This is a genomic window from Collinsella sp. AM43-1 (assembly GCF_003467925.1).
GTDB lineage: Bacteria > Actinomycetota > Coriobacteriia > Coriobacteriales > Coriobacteriaceae > Collinsella.
The window spans coordinates 78,897-97,431 of record NZ_QSFR01000007.1; the positions used below are offsets into that span (position 1 = coordinate 78,897).

General features: G+C 60.7%; 15 protein-coding genes. 7 read left to right on the forward strand and 8 right to left on the reverse strand.

The genetic code is table 11. The features are described 5' to 3' along the window. Nucleotides 1-55: 55 nt before the first annotated feature. From DW925_RS04680 to DW925_RS04690, 3 genes are all read left to right on the forward strand, one after another. Nucleotides 56-331 carry a PTS sugar transporter subunit IIB gene (locus tag DW925_RS04680; protein ID WP_022094539.1) on the forward strand — a complete coding sequence of 92 codons (276 nt, stop codon included), beginning with the start codon at nt 56-58 and terminating at the stop codon, nt 329-331. A gap of 71 nt (nt 332-402) precedes the next feature. Continuing rightward, nucleotides 403-1,794 (forward strand): PTS ascorbate transporter subunit IIC, encoded by a 1,392-nt coding sequence (locus DW925_RS04685; protein WP_117635569.1) that lies wholly within the window; start codon nt 403-405, stop codon nt 1,792-1,794. Nucleotides 1,795-2,117: 323 nt separating this feature from the next. Beyond that, nucleotides 2,118-2,822, forward strand: coding sequence for a transaldolase (locus DW925_RS04690; RefSeq protein ID WP_233540231.1), 705 nt, complete (start codon nt 2,118-2,120; stop codon nt 2,820-2,822). 381 nt (nt 2,823-3,203) lie between these two features. Here DW925_RS04690 and DW925_RS04695 read toward each other — a convergent pair whose 3' ends face one another. From DW925_RS04695 to DW925_RS04710, 4 genes are all read right to left on the reverse strand, one after another. After that, nucleotides 3,204-5,351 (reverse strand): Tex family protein, encoded by a 2,148-nt coding sequence (locus tag DW925_RS04695; protein ID WP_117790489.1) that lies wholly within the window; start codon nt 5,349-5,351, stop codon nt 3,204-3,206. 408 nt (nt 5,352-5,759) lie between these two features. Beyond that, nucleotides 5,760-6,800, reverse strand: a complete 1,041-nt coding sequence (locus DW925_RS04700) for a Gfo/Idh/MocA family protein (RefSeq protein ID WP_117790490.1) — start codon at nt 6,798-6,800, stop codon at nt 5,760-5,762. A 68-nt stretch (nt 6,801-6,868) separates the two neighbouring features. Continuing rightward, nucleotides 6,869-8,125, reverse strand: a complete 1,257-nt coding sequence (locus DW925_RS04705; protein WP_117582972.1) for an MFS transporter — start codon at nt 8,123-8,125, stop codon at nt 6,869-6,871. Nucleotides 8,126-8,209: 84 nt separating this feature from the next. Next, entirely contained in the window at nt 8,210-9,091 is an 882-nt protein-coding gene (locus DW925_RS04710) for an SDR family NAD(P)-dependent oxidoreductase (RefSeq protein WP_117790491.1), read from the reverse strand. 233 nt (nt 9,092-9,324) lie between these two features. Here DW925_RS04710 and DW925_RS04715 point away from each other — a divergent pair, with 233 nt between their 5' ends. Further along, nucleotides 9,325-10,203: a LysR family transcriptional regulator gene (locus DW925_RS04715; RefSeq protein ID WP_233540232.1), complete on the forward strand. Its 879-nt coding sequence runs from the start codon at nt 9,325-9,327 to the stop codon at nt 10,201-10,203. Nucleotides 10,204-10,508: 305 nt separating this feature from the next. Here the strand turns inward: DW925_RS04715 and DW925_RS04720 are convergent, their stop codons facing one another. Genes DW925_RS04720 through DW925_RS04730 form a run of 3 tightly spaced genes read right to left on the reverse strand, consistent with a single transcriptional unit; the run spans nt 10,509 to nt 14,731 of the window. Continuing rightward, nucleotides 10,509-12,428, reverse strand: coding sequence for an ABC transporter ATP-binding protein (locus DW925_RS04720; RefSeq protein WP_117716362.1), 1,920 nt, complete (start codon nt 12,426-12,428; stop codon nt 10,509-10,511). Continuing rightward, nucleotides 12,421-14,235, reverse strand: a complete 1,815-nt coding sequence (locus DW925_RS04725; RefSeq protein ID WP_117790493.1) for an ABC transporter ATP-binding protein — start codon at nt 14,233-14,235, stop codon at nt 12,421-12,423. The genes DW925_RS04720 and DW925_RS04725 overlap by 8 nt, the downstream gene beginning before the upstream one ends. Next, on the reverse strand, nt 14,228-14,731 hold the full coding sequence (locus DW925_RS04730; RefSeq protein ID WP_117790494.1) for a MarR family winged helix-turn-helix transcriptional regulator: 504 nt from the start codon (nt 14,729-14,731) through the stop codon (nt 14,228-14,230). Before DW925_RS04730 ends, DW925_RS04725 begins: the two co-directional genes overlap by 8 nt. Nucleotides 14,732-15,055: 324 nt before the next feature. On the opposite strand from DW925_RS04730, the gene DW925_RS04735 reads away from it, so the two are divergent. The 3 genes from DW925_RS04735 (at nt 15,056) to DW925_RS04745 (ending at nt 17,844) form a co-directional block, all read left to right on the forward strand. Beyond that, nucleotides 15,056-15,880 carry a PfkB family carbohydrate kinase gene (locus DW925_RS04735; protein ID WP_117582979.1) on the forward strand — a complete coding sequence of 275 codons (825 nt, stop codon included), beginning with the start codon at nt 15,056-15,058 and terminating at the stop codon, nt 15,878-15,880. After that, nucleotides 15,873-16,202 (forward strand): TIGR04076 family protein, encoded by a 330-nt coding sequence (locus DW925_RS04740; protein WP_117582980.1) that lies wholly within the window; start codon nt 15,873-15,875, stop codon nt 16,200-16,202. Before DW925_RS04735 ends, DW925_RS04740 begins: the two co-directional genes overlap by 8 nt. A 151-nt stretch (nt 16,203-16,353) precedes the next feature. Further along, nucleotides 16,354-17,844: an ATP-binding protein gene (locus tag DW925_RS04745; protein WP_199408912.1), complete on the forward strand. Its 1,491-nt coding sequence runs from the start codon at nt 16,354-16,356 to the stop codon at nt 17,842-17,844. Nucleotides 17,845-18,049: 205 nt separating this feature from the next. Here DW925_RS04745 and DW925_RS04750 read toward each other — a convergent pair whose 3' ends face one another. Next, nucleotides 18,050-18,496 (reverse strand): low molecular weight protein-tyrosine-phosphatase, encoded by a 447-nt coding sequence (locus DW925_RS04750; RefSeq protein WP_117582982.1) that lies wholly within the window; start codon nt 18,494-18,496, stop codon nt 18,050-18,052. Nucleotides 18,497-18,535: the final 39 nt, after the last annotated feature.

Sequence of the window (18,535 nt, forward strand, 5' to 3'; positions counted from 1 at the left end):
CGTCGCCGCTTTTGGATAGACGGAAAACCGTCACGTGTAGGAGAGGAAGGTTGCCATGCATATCATCACCGTATGCGGAAACGGCATCGGGTCCAGCCTGATGCTCGCTGGCAAAGTCGAGGAGCTTTGCGAGGAGGAGGGCATCAAGGCCGACGTTGAGTCTATGGACCTGAACGGTGCTTCTTCCGCAAATCCGGATCTGTTCATCACCGTTAAGGAACTCGCCCCCGAGCTCCACGGCAACGTTGTGATCGTTCGCAGCTATGTGAACAAGAAGAAGATCCGCGAAGACGCCCTCGAGGCAATCAAGGCGGCCGCCGCTAACGCCTAAAGCGGCACAAAAAAGGGCGGTTCCCTGTGGAAGAGGGAAACGCGCCCACGTTAGAGAGAAAGGAAGCGCAGATGCAAGCCATCCTTCCCATACTTGAGTTTATCCAATCGATTCTGACCAAGCCAGCGTGGATTATGGGTCTATTTGCCTTTGTGGGCCTTGTCGCGCTTAAGCGTCCTGCCCACAAGGTGATGACGGGCACCCTGAAGCCCATTCTTGGTTACATCATGCTGTCTGCCGGCGCCGCTGTTGTTCAGGAGAACCTTGCTCCGCTGGGTACCTTCATCGAGACCGGTTTCCACATCACCGGCGTCGTGCCCAACAACGAGGTCGTCGTTTCGATGGCTCAGAGCGTCCTCGGCGTTCAGACCATGATGATCCTGATTCTCGGCTATGTCGTGAACATTATCATTGCCCGCTTTACCAAGTTTAAGTACATCTTCCTGACGGGCCATCACAGCATGTTTATGGCCTGCCTGCTGTCTGCCGTTCTGCAGGCATCTGGCTTCCAGGATGTCCAGCTTGTCATCGTGGGCGGCATGTTCCTGGGCCTCGTGAGCGCTATGCTTCCCGCCGTTGGTCAGCGTTTCACCGAGAAGGTTACCGATGGCGATGAAATCGCCATGGGCCACTTCGGTTCACTCGCCTATTACATCTCCGCTGCAGTCGGTACGCTTTTTGCTAAGGACGCCGAGGAGAACAGCACCGAGAAGATCGAGGTTCCCGAGAAGTTCGCCTTCCTGCGCGACACTACCATCTCCACGGCTCTTACCATGGCCTTCTTCTACCTGGTTACCGCTTTCGCCGCTTACATCGCAGATCCTGCGGTCGTCACCAAGACCGCTGGCGGCGACAACGTGATTGTCTATGCCCTGACCTGTGCCCTGTCCTTTGCCGTTGGTGTCACCATCGTCTATAACGGCGTTCGTATGATCCTTGCCGACCTGGTCCCGGCTTTCCAGGGCATCTCCAACAAGCTGATCCCCGGTGCCATCCCCGCCGTCGACTGCGCCGTCTTCTTCCCCTATGCTCCCACCGCCGTTATCCTCGGCTTTGTCGCTTCCTTTATCGGTGGCGTGGTCGGTATGTTCATCGTGGGCGCTACCCTGGGCATCTTCATCATCCCGGGCATGGTTCCTCACTTCTTCTGCGGTGCTACCGCAGGCATCTACGGCAATGCTACCGGCGGTCGCAAGGGCGCAGCTCTTGGCGCTTTCGTCAACGGCCTGCTCATCACCTTTGCCCCGGCCCTGCTCCTGCCCGTTCTTGACGTCTTTGGCTTCAAGAACACTACGTTCGGCGACTTCGATTTCTCCGTTATTGGTATTACGCTTGGCCGCGCTGCCGAGGCCTTCGGTACCACCGGTGTCTACGCGATTCTTGCTGTCCTTCTGATCGTCGCCTTCGTCCCCAACTTCATCCACACCAAGGGTGCTGTGATTAACCACGTTGAGGAAGAGTAATCCAGGCATACGTTAAGCCCTAATCGGGCGGAGCTCCGATAACCGGCTCCTACACGGAAGCGGTGGCGTCTCAAATGAGGCGTCACCGCTTTTGTTTTGGAGTGGTTGTGAAAACGTACCGGTGAAGCGCTGTCTCTGCGCCGCGAACGGAATCAACCGCGATGATCAGCAAAAACGTTTTGCCGCTGGGGTGTCGATATAAAAATGGTAAAACTGCAAAACCGTTCGCCGAGAAGATAAAAACCCGCAGTTCACGCCTTGATAAACGTAGGTAAAGTGTTTAGCAGTTTATCGGCCGTATGCTAACGAAAGGAATCAGGCAGATGGCAATCAAGGTGTTCGCTGACGGTGCAAATCTCGAGGGCATGCTCGACATGTACGAGAACGGCAACGTTCAGGGTTTCACGACCAACCCGTCCCTTATGAAGAAGGGCGGCGTGACGGATTGCCGCGCGTTTGCCAAGGAGGTCTTGACCCACATCACCGATGTATCCGTGTCGTTTGAGGTCTTTGCCGACGACGTCGAGACCATGGAGGTCGAGGCGCGCGAGATCGCTACCTGGGCCGAGAACGTCTATGTCAAGATTCCGTGCGTGACTACCAAGGGCGAGTCCACCGCCGAGCTGGTGCGCAAGCTTTCGGCCGATGGCATCAAGGTCAACGTCACCACCATCTTTACGCCTACGCAGGTCGACGAGATGGTCGAGGCCGTTGATGCCGAGACGCCGTCCATCATCTCGCTCTTTGCCGGCCGTATCGCTGACACCGGCGTCGATCCCATTCCGTTTATGACGGAGTCGGTGAAGAAGGCCGCCGACAAGCCCAACTGCGAGGTCCTGTGGGCGTCCACGCGTGAGCTTATCAATATTTACCAGGCGGAAGGATGCGGTTGCCAGATCATCACGGTGCCCAACAGCATCCTGGCCAAGCGTAAGAACATCGGCCGTGACCCGTACGAGGTCTCGCTCGATACCGTGCGCGGTTTTGCCAAGGATATCGCCTCGCTCGGTTTCCATATCCTGCCGTAACGCGAACGCTGACTACATCGCGGGTTGTTCGCCCCGGCCTTTCCTTTCCCTATCGCTCACGCGCTTCGCGAGGGTCGCGCTAGGCAAAGGAAAGGCCGGGGCTGCCGACACGAACTTGCCGGTAGGTTGGTGATAGGCTTCCATATCCTGCCGTGGACAAAGGTACCCCCGCCTGCGCCGTGCAAAATTGAGAGTATTCAGCAAGGTAAAGGCTTTTACCAGCTGGGTGAAGCATGGAACAGCCCCCGTTTTGGCTCTGATGACGCTAAAACGGGGGCTGTTTCTTGCTTTTTCGTCTCTGAGGGGCATACGGAACGGCGGAAATTGCAGAATACTCGCGATTTTGCACGCTGCTACAGGGGGTACCCTTGCTTTGGCGGTTTACTTCCCCTGCACCATGGTGAGGGAGATCTTCTTGCGGTCGCGATCGACCTTTTCGACCCACACCTTGACCGTGTCGCCGACGCGCACCACGTCGCTTGGGTGCTTGACGAAGCGGTTGGCCAGTTTGGAGATGTGCACGAGGCCGTCCTGGTGCACGCCCACGTCGACGAACGCGCCAAAATCCACAACGTTGCGCACCGTGCCCTTGAGTTCCATGCCGGGCTCCAGATCGTCGATGGAAAGCGCCGAGCGGCTAAAGACCACCTCGGGCGCGTCGTCGCGCGGGTCGCGACCGGGCTTCTTGAGCTCGTTGACAATGTCGATGAGCGTCAGGGTGCCGCAGTCCAGGTCGCTTGCCAGTGCCGAAATGCTGCCCAGGCGGTGCTCAATGTCGGGCACGCCGCCGCGGCTGAGCTCACTGGTCGCCACGCCGGCGCGTTCCAAGACGGACGTGGCCACCTCGTAGCTCTCGGGGTGGACGCTTGTCGCGTCAAGCGGGTTCTTGCCGCCGCTGATGCGTAGGAAACCTGCGGCGTTGAGGTACGCCTTGGGTCCCAGCTTGGGGACCTTCTTGAGCTGGCGGCGATCGGTAAAGGCGCCGTTTTCCTCGCGGTAGGCCACGATGTTTTTGGCTACGCTCGGCGTAATGCCCGACACGTAGCCCAGCAGGCTTGCGCTCGCGGTGTTGACGTCGACGCCCACACGGTTGACGACGTCTTCCACCACGTGGCCCAGGGTGCGCGAAAGCTCGGCCTGGTCAAGGTCGTGCTGGTACTGGCCAACGCCGATGGACTGGGGCGGAATCTTGACGAGCTCTGCCAGCGGGTCTTGCAGACGGCGGCCCAGGCTCATGGCGCCACGTACGGTGACATCCAGATCGGGATACTCCTGGCTCGCGAGCTCGGAGGCGGAGTACACCGACGCGCCCGCCTCGTTGACGATGGTGTAGCGAAGGCTGGGCGCCTGCTCGGTAATGAACTCCGAGACGACTTCCTCGGTCTCGCGGCTGGCGGTGCCGTTGCCGATGACGATGGTGTTGACGCCGTCCTTCTTGACGAGGCGGGCGAGCTCGCGCTTGGTGCCGGCGACGTCGTGGCGCGGCTTGGTGGGATAGACCACGCCGTGGTCGAGTAGCTTGCCGGTCTCGTCCATGACGGCGACCTTGCAGCCGGTGCGGTAGCCCGGATCGAGCGCGAGCACGCGGGCGCCGCGCACGGGGCGCGCCGAGAGCAAGCCCTCGAGATTCTTGGCAAAGACGTTGATGGCCTCGGTCTGGGCGCGAACGGTGAGCTTGGCGCGGGCCTCGCGCTCCAGGGAGGGGGCCATAAGGCGCTTGTAGCCGTCGGCGATGGCGGCGTCGAAGACCGGGGCGAAGACGCCCTGGCGTCGGGGCCAACGACTACCGAGGCGTGCCGTGGCGGCGGCGCCGTCGACGTTCACGCGTACGCGGAGCTTGCCCTCGCGCTCGCCGCGGTCGATGGCAAGGATGCGGTGGTTGGGGATCTTGCGCACGGGTTCGTCGTAGTTGTAGTAGGGCTCGTAGGGGGTCTTCTCGGCGGGGTCGGTGGCCTCGACGACGATGTCGGCGGTGTTTTGCGTAAAGGTGCGCAGGTCGGCGACGTTCTCCGGGTCCTCGGCTACCGTCTCGGCCACGATGTCGGCGGCGCCGGCAAGCGCCTTCTCGGGCGTGTCGAAGCCGGCCTCCTCGTTAACGTATGCCGCGGCGGTGTCGAGCGCGCTGCCCTTGGCGGATGCCTGCATGATGATCATGTTGGCAAGCGGCTCCAGGCCTGCCTCGCGGGCCTTCTGCGCGCGGGTCATGCGCTTTTTGCGGTAGGGCTTGTAGAGGTCCTCGACACGCTGGAGCTGCGTGGCCTCGCGGATCTGTGCCTCGAGCTCGGGCGTGAGCTTGCCTTGGGCGTCGATGAGCAGAATGACGTCCTCTTTACGCTGCTCAAGATTGCGCAGGTAGGACAGGCGCTCGTCGAGTGCGCGCAGGGCGACGTCGTCCATGCCGCCCGTGGCTTCCTTGCGGTAGCGCGAGATAAATGGGATGGTGTTGCCCTCGTCGATGAGCTTGACGGTCGCCTCGACGTTGGCGGCCTTAAGGTTGAGCTCGCGGGCGAGCTGGGCGATAAGATCCATGGGACTCCTTGCGTTTAAGGTGCGTTTGCAGCACAGGGCTACCAAGGATACCACCCGCCCCAAAAGACTGTTTTGGGGCCGCGCCACGAAAGCGGCCTATCTACTACGTTTGAACCGTATGGGCTGACCATGCCTGGGTTTTCCGAAGATTAGCAACTCGTCTACCTGCGGTTTTTATTTCGCGAAATTCGGTATGGTTGAGGGTGATCGGCTAAACGTAGTAGATAGGCACATTTCGTGGCGAACGAATCAAGCTAAGGTGCAAAAAGTCCCCCGTCCCAGAAAGACTACCCCCTCATAAAAATGCCCTGCGGGCATGAGGCTGCTCGCAGGGCAAAGAAGAGGGGCTTATTTGTGGCGGACCGAGGGGCTCGGCATGGGGTTTCTGTCGCGGCCGCTCTTAAGGCGTTACAGCTCGACGAGCTGGCCGGTCTCGGCGGCCTCCTTGACGGCGTTGAGAAGCGTGAGCGTCTTGACGTTGTCGGCGGGGGTCACGACGGGCTCGACCTCGCGGCGGACAACCTTCACAAAGTGCTTGAGCTGCATCTTGTGCGGCAGCGCCGGGTCGACGGCCGGAATCTCCATCTGCAGCGGCTTGTGCCAGTTGGAGGCGCCATCGTAGGAGAACTGGTGCAGGCGGGGCAGAGACAGGGCGCCCTTGGTGCCGCCGATAAAGTAAGCGTCGGCGTCGAAGGGACGGTACTGCGGGTCCTCGCGAGCGGTCGCCTCCCAGTTCCAGGGGCTGGCGGTGGCGTCAGAGATGGTCATGCTCGCGAGCGCGCCGTCGGCAAAACGGACGTTGACTACGGCGGAGTCCTCGGTCTCAAAACCGCGGGCGGCGCTGGACTGCATACCCTGGACGGCAACGGGCTCGCCCAGCAGGTAGCGGAGCAGGTCGACGTCGTGCACCAGGTTGACCAGGATCGGGCCGGCACCCTTTTTGCGGCGCCACTCGACATCGAAGTACTCGTCGTTCTTATAGATCATGTAGTGGAAGCTCGACACGGTGAGCTTGCCCAGCTCGCCGGACTCGATGATCTCCTTGGCCTTGTTGACGAAGGGGTTGTGGCGACGGTGCTGACCCACGAGCACGGGCACGCCGGCGGTCTCGGCCTCGGCGGCGAAGGCCTGGGCATCCTCGAGGTCGTTGGAGATCGGCTTTTCGACCAGCGGCACGATGTTGCGCTTCACGGCCTCGCGGGCAACGCCCAGATGCAGGTCGTTGGGCGTGGCGATAATGACGGCCTCGGGCTTGACCTCGTCCATCATCTGGGCGGGATCGGTGAAGAACGGCACGCCGGCGGCCTCGGCCGTGGCGCGGGCGCCCTCAAAGGCGTCGGCGATGGCGACGAGCTCGGCCTCGGGCTCCTCGGTGACAAAGCGGATGTGGTTGCGGCCCATGGCGCCGGCGCCGATGACGGCAATGCGGACGGGGTTGAGCTCAGACATTTCGACTCCTTAATACTGGTGGCGGTGGAATGCGACAAAGGGACTGTCCCTTTGTCGCATCGGTAAAACTAGGCGGACTTCTTCTTGCTGTCGGAGACCATCATGTAGACGGTGAGCACGACGGCGATGGCGGCGATCACGATGGCGCCGTAGAAGGACTGCTGGTAGGCGGCGCTGCCGGCCTCAGCGTGATACAGCACGGCAGTGATGGGCTGGCTGATCCAGGTAGAAGCGGCGTAGCCCAGGAACATGATGCCGTAGTTGACGCCGATGTTGCTGGTACCAAAGGCGCCACCGGTAAGCGGCGGGTAGATGACGAGCAGGGCGCCAAAGCTAAAGCCGAGCAGGGCGAGCGCCACAAAGAACATGCTCTGCGTAAAGCTCATCGACATGATGACGAGCGCGACGATGGTGACGACAAGGCTGATGAGCAGCGACTTGTAGGCGCCGAGCTTGTCAATGATCTGGCCAAAGGACAGACGACCGACCAGGTTGGCGCAGGTGTTGACGGAGACCACTACACCGCCGAGGGCGACAGCTGCGGCGCACGTGGGGTCGGCGAAGAGCTGGACGGCGGCGATGGAGGCAACCTTGCCCACGAGCAGGGTGCCTGCAGTGGCAGCAAAGGCGAAGGTGACGATGAGGATCCAAAAGCGCGGGGTTTTGACCATCTCGCCCGGGGTGAGGTCGCCGAAGGTGCCGGCGTGTGCGCCGCCCTTGGGGGCCTCGAAGCCCTCGGGCAGCCAACCGGCCTCGGGGGCCTTCAGGAACAGGGCGGAGGCGGCGATCATCGCAAAGAAGATGACGCCGAGTGCCTTGAGGGCGCCAAAGATGCCCAGGCTCGGGATGAGCAGCGAGGCGAGCACCGGGGACAGCACGGCGGGGCCGGCGGTCGAAGCGGCCAGGGTGATGCCGGAGGCCAGGCCCTTCTTGTCGATGAACCACTTTTGGCCGGTGGTGAGCGCCGGGTTGTAACCCAGGCCGTTGCCGATGGCGGCGACGAGCGAGAACCACAGGTAGAACTGCCACGGCTCGGTGACGGTGCCAGACATGAACCAGCCCAGGCCGTAGCACACGGCGGCGGCGATCACGACGTTGCGGGGGCCGATCTTATCGGAGATGCGGCCGGCGAAGATGCCCGTCACGGCCATGATGGTCTGGAAGACCGGGAAAGCCCAGGTAAGAGCGCTGGACCACTCGGGATAGACGGCGAGCAGGTTCTTGCTCACAACGGAATACAGCGCGATGGAGCTGATGAAGAACATGGTGACGCACGCGGCGGAAAGCACGACGGCGCGACCCTTGTTGGAGTTGGTGGAAGCCATTGGACTCTTTCTAATCGATACGGGGGAGGGGCGGGGCAAACGCCGCTGAGGTGCTTGCCCCGCGCCCCTTTCTACCGGGCTGGTTTACTGGTCAGTCGGCTTTGCGACGTCGGACTCATCGGACCAGAGCTCGACGCCCTTGTTCTTGAGGTAGTTGTCGGCAAAGGCGCGGCGGCCGCCGGGCTTGGCGGTGAGGTCGCCCATCATGTTGGAGAAGCCGCCGTCGACCTTGATGGCGTCGCCGGTGGTAAAGTCTGAGCGCGTGGACGCCAGGAACATGACGGCGTTGGCGATATCGCTGACCTCGCCGATGCGACGCGCGGCGATGAGGCGGCTGCGGCTCTTCTCGACCTCGGGATCGGCGTAAAAGCTTGCCGACATGGGTGTCTTGACAAAGCAGGGCTCGACGCAGTTGGAGCGCACGCCGTAGGGACCCCACTCGGCAGCCAGCATCTTGGACATCATGTTGACGCCCGCCTTGGTGGAGCTGTACACGCCCGAGAACGTTTCGGGGGAGTGACTGGCGACGGTGGAGATGTGAACCAGGCGGCCCTGGCCGGCCTTGATCATCTCGCGACCAAAGCGCTGCGAGGTGATGAAGTAGCCGGTGAGGTTGACGTTGATGACCTCGTTCCAGTCGGAGAGCGGCAGGTCCTCCATGGCTGCGAAGCGCAGGATGCCGGCGGTGTTGACGAGAACGTCGACGCGGCCGAAGTTGGCGATGGTGGCGTCGACGGCGGCCTGAACCTCGGCCTCGTCGGTGGCGTTCATCTTGTAGCCCTCGGCGTGGATGCCAAACTCGGCAGCGAGGTCGGCGGCAGCGGCCTTGACCTTCTCCTCGTCCAGGTCGAGCAGGACGACGTTGGCGCCATTGCGGGCGAACTCGCGGCAAATCTCGACGCCCATGCCGCCGAGCGCTCCAGTCACAGCGCAGACATCGCCCTCGAGCTTAAGCCAATTGCTCATAGGAACTTCCCTTCTTATGCCTCCCGGTGGGTCGCTCCCATTAACCGACCCACGTGGTTTTCGCTGGTTATCGTATGCTTTGCATTTGCGCAGGTGAATTGCATATTTGTTAGAATGGCATTAACTATAGGTTTATACTATGCATTGAGGTTTGTTCTCAATTGAGCGCGTGACCTGCGAAAACGACCCCCTGCGGTGCTGTGCGCCCGCGCGTGCGAAAACGGGAGATTGACGTGTACGATCGACGACTTGACGCTATTTCGGCCGCCGCGGAGCTGGGAAGTTTCTCGCGCGCGGCGGCAAAGCTGCGCGTGTCGACGCCGGCACTCGTCAAGCAGGTTTCGGGCTTCGAGGCCGAGTTCGGCATCACGCTGTTCGAGCGGTCGCACTCGGGCGTCAAGGTGACGCCGGCGGGCGCGCTGTTGGTGGACGACGCGCGCTCGATCATGCGCCAATCCGAGGATGCGTTGCGCCGCGCCCGGCGAGCGGCGGGCGATGGCGGTGCGGTGCGCCTGGGCGTATCGATGATGTGCCCGGGGCGCCACACGCTCGCGCTGTGGCCGCAGGTGCACGACATGGAGCCGCGCTTGCGTTTTGAGATTGTGCCGGTGGGGGACCTTTACGATGAGCGCGAGACCGTCATGCGCAGTCTGGGGCGCGAGGTGGATGTGGTGCAGTCGAGTTTTTCGACCCCGCGCTGGGGCGACGCCTGCCAAAAGCTCCGCATCGTTACCGTGCCGTTTTATATCGACGTGCCGCGCACGAGCCCGCTTGCGCGCAAGACGCGCATCACAGTTGCCGACCTGGAGGGCATGCGCCTGCGCGTGCTCCGTCACGGCAACGACGCCATGGACAGCCTGCGCATCGACCTTTTGGCCGACGGCGGCGTGGACGTGATCGACGTGGATAGCTTTGACTTTGCGCTTTTTAACGAGGCGGAGGAAAAGGGCGACGCGGTGCTCACCTGCGGCGCATGGTCGGGCGTGCACCCGGCTTTTGTAGGCGTGCCGTTCCTATGTGGCCGCGAGGTGCCGGTCTTCTTGCACTACCCGCTCGAGCCCACCCTCCAAGTACAAAAATTCGTCAACGCCATGGCCCAACTCCTCAACTAGCTCATTTGGCGCGGGTAGTCTTTTTGGGACGGGGCTTTTTTAGCTACTTTTGCCGCCCTGCCTGCGCACCCTCAAAGTAGTCAAAAAGCCCCGTCCCAAAAAGACTAACAAAACGAGGCCCTGGCCAAACGGCCAGGGCCTCACTAACCTTTATTCCGTTTTAAACAACGGGCTGATTGCGCGCAGGAGGGTGCCCCGGAGCGGCGGGGTATTTCCTCCGCGCGCAGTTTCGCAGCGAAGCGAGAATGTTTGAGCACGGAGGAATTACCCCGACGCCCCGGGGCACCCTCCGTCAGTAACCGTTCCTACTCCAGCTCAAATGCACCCGTGTACAGCTGGTAGTAATACCCGCGCTTGGCGATCAGCTCGTCGTGGTTGCCGCGCTCGATGATGCGGCCGTGATCCAGACAGATGATCGCGTCGGAGTTGCGCACGGTGGACAGGCGGTGTGCGATGACAAACGTCGTGCGGCCTTCCATGAGTTTATCCATGCCCGCCTGCACGATGGCCTCGGTGCGGGTGTCGATGGAGCTCGTTGCCTCGTCCAGAATCATTGCCGGCGGATCCGCGACGGCAGCGCGGGCTATCGAGATCAGCTGGCGCTGGCCCTGCGACAGCTGGGCGCCGTTGCCGGTGAGCATGGTGTCATAGCCGTCGGGCAGGCGGGTGATAAAGTCGTCCGCGCCCGCGAGCTTGGCCGCCGCGATGCACTCCTCGTCGGTCGCATCCAGGTTGCCGTAGCGGATGTTATCCATCACGGTGCCGGTGAACAGGTTCACGTCCTGCAGCACGACGCCCAGGCTTCGGCGCAGGTCGGCCTTGCGGATCTTGTTGACGTTGATGCCGTCGTAGCGGATCTTGCCGTCGGCGATGTCGTAGAAGCGGTTGATGAGGTTGGTGATGGTCGTCTTGCCGGCACCGGTGGCGCCGACAAACGCGACCTTCTGGCCCGGCTTGGCAAACACGGACACGCCGTGCAGCACCTCGTGGTCGGGCGTGTAGCCAAAGTCGACGTTGTCCATGACCAGGTCGCCGCGCAGCGGTACGTACTCGATCTCGCCGGTTGCGCGGTGCGGATGTTTCCACGCCCACATGCCGGTGTGGTGGTCCGCCTCCTCGAACTCCCAAGTCTCGGGGTTCACCTGCGCGTTGACGAGTGTCACGTAGCCTTCGTCGGCCTCGGGCTTCTCGTCGATGAGCTCAAAGATGCGGTCGGCGCCGGCGAGGCCCATGACCACGGCGTTGATCTGCTGTGAGATCTGGCCGATCTGTCCGCAGAACTGCTTGGTCATGTTGAGGAACGGCACCACGACGGCGATCGACAGCGCCATGCCCGAGATGCTCAGGTTGGGCACGCCCAGCGCCAGGAAAATGCCGCCCGCCAGTGCGACCAGCACGTAGAGCAGGTTGCCCAGGTTCATAAGGATGGGCATGAGGATGTTGGCGTACATGTTGGCCTTCTGGGAGACCTCGAAGAGCTTTTCGTTGCGCTCGTCAAAATCGGCCTCGGCGGCAGACTCGTGGCAGAACGCCTTGACGACCTTCTGGCCGTTCATGACCTCCTCGATATGGCCCTCGACCACGCCGAGCTCGGTCTGCTGCGCAATGAAGAAGCGCGCGGAGTTGGAGCCGAGCAGCTTGGTCATAAAGGTCATAAAGGCGACGCCGGCGATGATGACCAGGCACATCCACACGCTGTAGTACAGCATGATAAAGAACACCGTGACGATGATGATGATCGTCATGAGCAGGTTGGGCAGCGACTGACTGATCATCTGACGCAGCGTGTCGATGTCGTTGGTGTAGTGGCTCATGATATCGCCGCGCTGGTGCGTGTCGAAGTAGCGGATCGGCAGGTCCTGCATGCGGTTGAACATCATCTCGCGCAGCTTCTCCAGCGAGCCCTGCGTGACGATAGCCATGGCGCGGTTCCAGAAGAGCGAGGACAGGACACCGACGCCGTAGATGCAGGCGAGGGTGGTCACGAGCTGCAGAATCTTGGGCTGTGCGGCTTCCCAATCGCCCGACTGCCACGATTCGCTAATAATCTGCAGGGCGCTCTGCAGGAAGGTCGCGCCGATGGAGTTGATGATGGCGCAGAGCACCACGCCGGCGACGACAAGGGGCAAAAGCACGGGATAGAAGCCAAAGAGCGTCTTGATGAGGCGCGACATGGTGCCGCCCTTACGGTTGAGCGCGCGCTCGGCGGTCGTTGCCTTACTCATGTGCCTCGCCTCCTTCCTGGGTCTGAGCTTGCGTTGCGGATGCCTCGGTGTCGGCCTCGACGGCCCCTTCGCCCTCGGCAGACATCTTGTTTTGCGAGGTAAAGGTCTCGCGGTAGATCTCGCTCGTCTTGAGCAGCTCTTCGTGGTTGCCGATCTGTGCGATGCGGCCACCCTCCATGACAATGATGCGGTCTGCGTCCTGCACGGAGCTGATGCGCTGGGCGATGATGAGCTTGGTCGTGTTGGGCAGATAGCTTGCCAGCCCCGCGCGGATCTTGGCGTCGGTCTTGGTGTCGACGGCGCTGGTGGAGTCGTCCAGGATCAAGATCTTGGGGCGACGCAACAGGGCGCGTGCAATGCACAGGCGCTGCTTCTGACCGCCCGAAACATTAGAGCCGCCCTGTTCGATCCAGGTGTCGTAGCCCTTGGGGAAACCGTCGACAAACTCGTCGGCGCAGGCCAGATGCGCTGCCTCGCGGACTTCCTCGTCGGTGGCGTTCGGGTCGCCCCAACGCAGGTTCTCGGCGATGGTGCCGCTAAACAGCACGTTTTTCTGCAGCACCATGGCGACCTGGTGACGCAGCGCGTCCAGGTCGTAGTCGCGCACGTCCACGCCGCCCACGCGCACAGCGCCTTCGGTGGTGTCGTACAGGCGGGCGATGAGGTTAACGAGCGTGGACTTGGCCGAGCCGGTGCCGCCGATGATGCCGATGGTCTCGCCGCTCGTAATGTGCAGGTCGATATCGTCGAGCGCCTGGCGCTTCGCATGCTTGGAATACTTAAAGCTCACGTGGTCAAAGTCGATGGAACCGTCGGCAACCTCGAGCACGGGCTCGGCGGGATCGGCGATCGTGGGCTCGGCGGCCAGCACCTCGGCAATGCGGTGTGCCGATTCGTCGGCCATGGTCACCATGACAAAGATCATCGACAGCTGCATCAGGCTCATGAGAATCTGGAAACCATAGGTAAAGGTCGAGGAGAGCTGGCCCACGTCGAACAGCGTGCCCTGGCTCGTGATGATGAGCTTGGAGCCCAGGTAGATGATGACGACAAACGCGCCGTTGACGCAGATGTTCATCATGGGGTTGTTAAAGGCGAGCAGCTTCTCGGCGCGGGTGAAGTCCAGCTGGACGTCGCGCGCGGCGGTCGCGAACTTCCCCTTCTCAAAGTCTTCGCGCACATAGCTCTTGACCACGCGCATGCCGGTGACGTTTTCCTCGACGGACTCGTTAAGGGCATCGTACTTGTGGAACACGCGCGAGAAGATGGGGCGCACCTTAAAGATGATAAAGAACAGTCCAAAGCCCAGCAGCGGAATGATGACCAGGTAGACCATGGCGACGCTGCCGCCCATGATAAACGCCATGGTAAAGGCGAAGATCAATACCAGCGGCGCGCGCACGGCGATACGGATGATCATCATAAAGGCCTGCTGCACGTTGTTGATATCGGTGGTCAGGCGCGTGACGAGCGAGGAGCTCGAGAACTCATCGATGTTGGCAAAGCTGAACGTCTGGATCTTGTAGAACAGGTCGTGACGCAGGTTCTTGGCGAACCCGCAGCTCGCATGGCTGCAGGTGACGCCGGCCGCGGCGCCAAAAGCAAGCGACGTCAGCGCGATGAGCACCAAAAAGCCTGCGGTGGGAAGCATCTCGGCTACGGTGGCGCCGTCTTTGATAGCGTCGATCAGGTTGGCGGTGATGAATGGAATCAGCATCTCGCAGAGCACCTCGCCAAGCACGAGCAACGGCGTGGCAACGGTGACTTTCATATAGTCGCGGATGCTGCCCATGAGGGTTTTAATCATCCAGTTCCTCCCAGGTTACGCGGATTTTATCGAGCATTTCGGCGAGGTCCTCGCGCTCGTCATGGGTGAGCGCGCTAAAGGCCTGCTCTCTAAAGCGAATGCGGGCTGCCTGGTCGATGCGGGCGTTTTCCCGGCCGGTTTCGGTCAGGCGAATGGTGAGCTGCCGTCGATCCTTGGGGTTACGGCTGCGCTCGATGAGGCCGTTGAGCTCGAGCTTGGACAGGATCTCGGAAAGCGATCCCGGCTTGAGGTCGAAGTGCATGCCGAGCTCCTGCTGCGACATCTCGCCGCCGGGTTGCTTGGCCAGCAGGCAGATGATGGGCGCCTTGCCGGACACGCCTCCGCCATGAAAATGCATGTAATGGCCGCAAAAGCCCAGGCCGCTCAGGATGCGCTTGGCGAGTTTGTCTTCGGCGCTGACCGCTTCGGGTATGTCTACCGGTTGCGACGGGTCACCGCCGGGCTCATGCGGAAGGACGAGTGGTTCAACACACATATCTAAGCTTCGCTCCTTTCTTTAGTTAGGTAGTTGAATTGTTTTGTGCCTAACCAATTTAGGAGCACGGTAAATAAATGTCAAGGTACCAAACTTATTATGTTCGAGCGGCACTTAGGGACGTTCCTTATGTGCCGGCATTTGGGGACACTCCTTGTGTCGACTAGTCATTTAAGAACGTCCAACGACTAACTTCCTCCTTCCCGTAACCTTTCCGCAACAATTCGTCCTCTGCGGTGCCAGCGCCCGTTCACAACGTCCCCTGCGCTACACTTAGTCGCACTGTGGCGCTGCCGCGCCGCGCCCGACCCAAGGGGGACACTCATGAAGAACACTCAGCTGCTGCTGATTAACGATATGTGCGGCTACGGCAAGGTCGCGCTTTCTGCCATGCTGCCGGTGCTGTCGCACATGGGTTACCGTATCCACAATCTGCCGACGGCACTTGTGTCCGATACGCTCAACTATCCCAAGTTCTACATCCACGACACCACGGAGTACGTGCGCCAAAGCCTCGCTATCTGGGAGGAGCTCGGCTTTGAGTTCGACGCCATCTCGACCGGCTTTATCGTGACCGAGGAAGAGACGCGCATCATCTCGGACTTTTGCCACCGCCGCGCGCAAAAGGGCACCAAGGTGTTCGTCGATCCCATCATGGGCGACAACGGCAAGCTCTATGCCGGTGTGCCCGAGTCCACGATTGGCCTTATGCGGCACCTGCTGGAGTGCGCAGACTACGCGGTGCCCAACTACACCGAGGCCTGTCTGCTCACCGATGCGCCTATTGCAGAGCAGATCACGCCCGACGAGGCCCGCGCCCTTGTGGACGCCGTGCGCGAGCTGGGTGCCAAGTCGGTAGTCATTACGAGCGCCGTGGTCAATGGCACGAACGCGGTTATCGGTTACGACCATGTGGCGGGGGAGCACTTCACGATTCCATTTGAGCTCATTCCGGTCTATTTTCCGGGCACGGGCGACACGTTTTCGGCGGTGCTCGTCGGCCGCGTTATGGCAGGTTGGAGTCTGCAGCGCGCGACGGCCGATGCCATGCGCGTGGTGGCGGAGCTTATCGAGCGCAATGCCGACCAAGAGGACAAGTCGGCCGGCCTGCCCATCGAGGCCTGCCTGGATGTGATTGACCATGAGTAACGCTGGCGAGGGCGGCGTCAAGCCTGTGGGCGAGAACGGGCCGCTCGGCGCGCCGCGTGGCAAGCGGCCGCGTATCCGCGTGAGCTGCGTGGACCAGCTGGGGACGTGCCGCTGCCACCACGGTCATAAGCCGGGCGACGTCTTTGACTTTGACCGAGACCGCGGCAAGATGTGCTCCATGGCCTGCCACGTGGGCTTTCCCTATATCGATATCCTGCGCTATGGCGGAACCGTGCCTGGCAACGAGCCCGGTACGGCAAAGTTCTGCTGCCCCGAGATTGATACGCTGAACGTCTGGCTTGCCGAGATCGTCGACGAGTAACCGAGCGAGGTTTTTCTCCCGTCGAAATATCGAGCGTGGATTATCTCCCGTTTTGGGCGCAATTTCGCACTCAAAGTGGGAGATAGTCCTCGCTCGATTTGTATGCGAGAATCCCGACCTCACTTATGCCCATGCTTAGGCGCACGCGTCGTTGTTCTGTGCGCGAGTAAGCTCAAATTTCTGCATTTCATCCAATTTCGGTACTAAAAATCTCTGCATTTCATCGATAATAGTCGATATAAATATCTGCATTTCATTTATCGAGGCGATGGGAGAGCTTATGTTGCGCAGGAAAATCGCTGATGAGCTTGATTGTTGGCAGAGATCCATTGAACGAAAGGCGTTGTTCGTCACGGGTTCTCGCCAAATCGGTAAGAGCTACTCGATTCGCGAGTTCGGTAAGTCAAACTACGCAACCTATATCGAGCTCAATCTCGCGGAAAATCGCCAGGCAAAAGATGCTCTTCTCGAGGCACGGGATGCCGATGATTTCATCAGCAGGGTGACGCTTCTTTCGGGAAAGCCGATAGCGCCAGGCAAAACGCTCGTGTTTATCGATGAGGTCCAAGAGGCCCCCGACATCATGACGATGGCAAAGTTCCTTGTTGAGGACGGGAGGTGCCACTGGGCGTTTTCGGGGTCAATGCTCGGGACCCAGTTCAAGGGCGTTAGGTCCTATCCTGTGGGATATGTTCACGAGCTTAGGATGTTCCCGCTCGATTTTGAGGAGTTTTGCTGGGCGATCGGGGTGAGCGAAGGAGCTCGCCAAACGATACGCGATGCGTGTATCAGCGAGAAGCCCATTCCTGATTACATTCATGACGCGATGATGGCAAACTTCAGGACCTATACCGTTGTCGGCGGAATGCCGGAGGTCGTGCAGCGTTTCCTTGACACGCAGGGCGACCTTGCCTCTGTTCGTCAGCTACAGTCAGAGCTCAACGAACAGTACCGGCGGGATATCTCCAAGTATGCAAGCGGGCGAGCCCTTCAGGTGCAGAGCATTTACGATCAGCTCCCTATTATGCTCGAGGGCGAAAACAAACGCTTCGTGCTCAATTCCATTGACCCCAAGGCGCATTACGACAAGTACCAGCGAGATTTTGTCTGGCTTGTCGATGCCGGCGTTGCTCTCAAGGCCGATATCGTAACCGAGCCAAAATCGCCCCTGCTCAAGACGGCGCGGCCATCGCAGTTCAAGCTATATCAATCGGATACGGGCATGTTGATGGCGCGCTACCCCGTTGGAGTCGCCCAGGCGGCGTATCTTGATAGCAAGGAGCCCAATCTGGGCGGCATTTACGAAAACGTGGTGGCCCAGCAGCTGGCTGCCCAGAATCGCCAGCTTTACTACTATCAGACGAAAAAGCGCGGCGAAGTGGACTTTGTGGTCGACGGACCGGATGGGACGGCTGTCCCGATCGAGGTTAAATCGGGCTCCTATTACCACGCGCACGCTGCGCTCGGTCATGTGCTTGATACGGCCGAATATGGCGTAAGGCTCGGGATTGTTTTCTCGAGAGGCAACGTTGAGCGCAACGGAGCTGTTCTTTATTTGCCGCTATATGCGACCTGGGTCCTTTCGGATGTTTTGGGCGACTCCCGTGCCGAGGGGATAAAGCTGGAGGTCAAGCAGGTCTAGGGCCAGTCCCGAATGTGACAAAGGGGCAGTCCCTTGGTCGTATCGAGTTCCACTGCCCGAGAAAATGAGCGTGGATTTTCTCCCGTTTAGAGCGCACTTGAACGCTCAAAGTGGGAGATTTTCCACGCTCGATCTGTATACGAGAGAAAATCCACGCTCGATGTATACCGATGACGCGGTTCGCGCGGTTTGTGCGCCCGCAAACCTACATCTGCTCGAGCATGGCAGTGCAACCGTCGAGCACGTCGCGGTAGGTGGCATCGAAGTTGCCGGTGTACCAGGGATCGGCCACGTCGCCGGGGCGCTCGGTCCAATCGAGCAAGCGCGTAATCTTGCCGTCGGGGTCGTCGCCAAAGATGCGGCGCAGGCCACGCGCGTTCTCAGCATCCATATAGACAATGTGATCCCAGTTGCCATACTCTGCGCGACGCACCTGGCGGGCACGGTGCGCAACGACGGGAATCCCGACTTCGCGCAGCTTGGCGACCGTGCCATGATGTGGCGGGTTGCCGATCTCCTCGGTCGAGGTGGCGGCAGAATCGATGACAAACTCCGCCTCGCGCCCGGCACGGCGCACCAGCTCGGTAAACACCGACTCAGCCATCGTCGAGCGGCAGATGTTCCCATGGCAGATAAACAGTACCCGTTGCATATGCGGTTTCCTTTCGATCATCATCGAGCTCGAGCATCG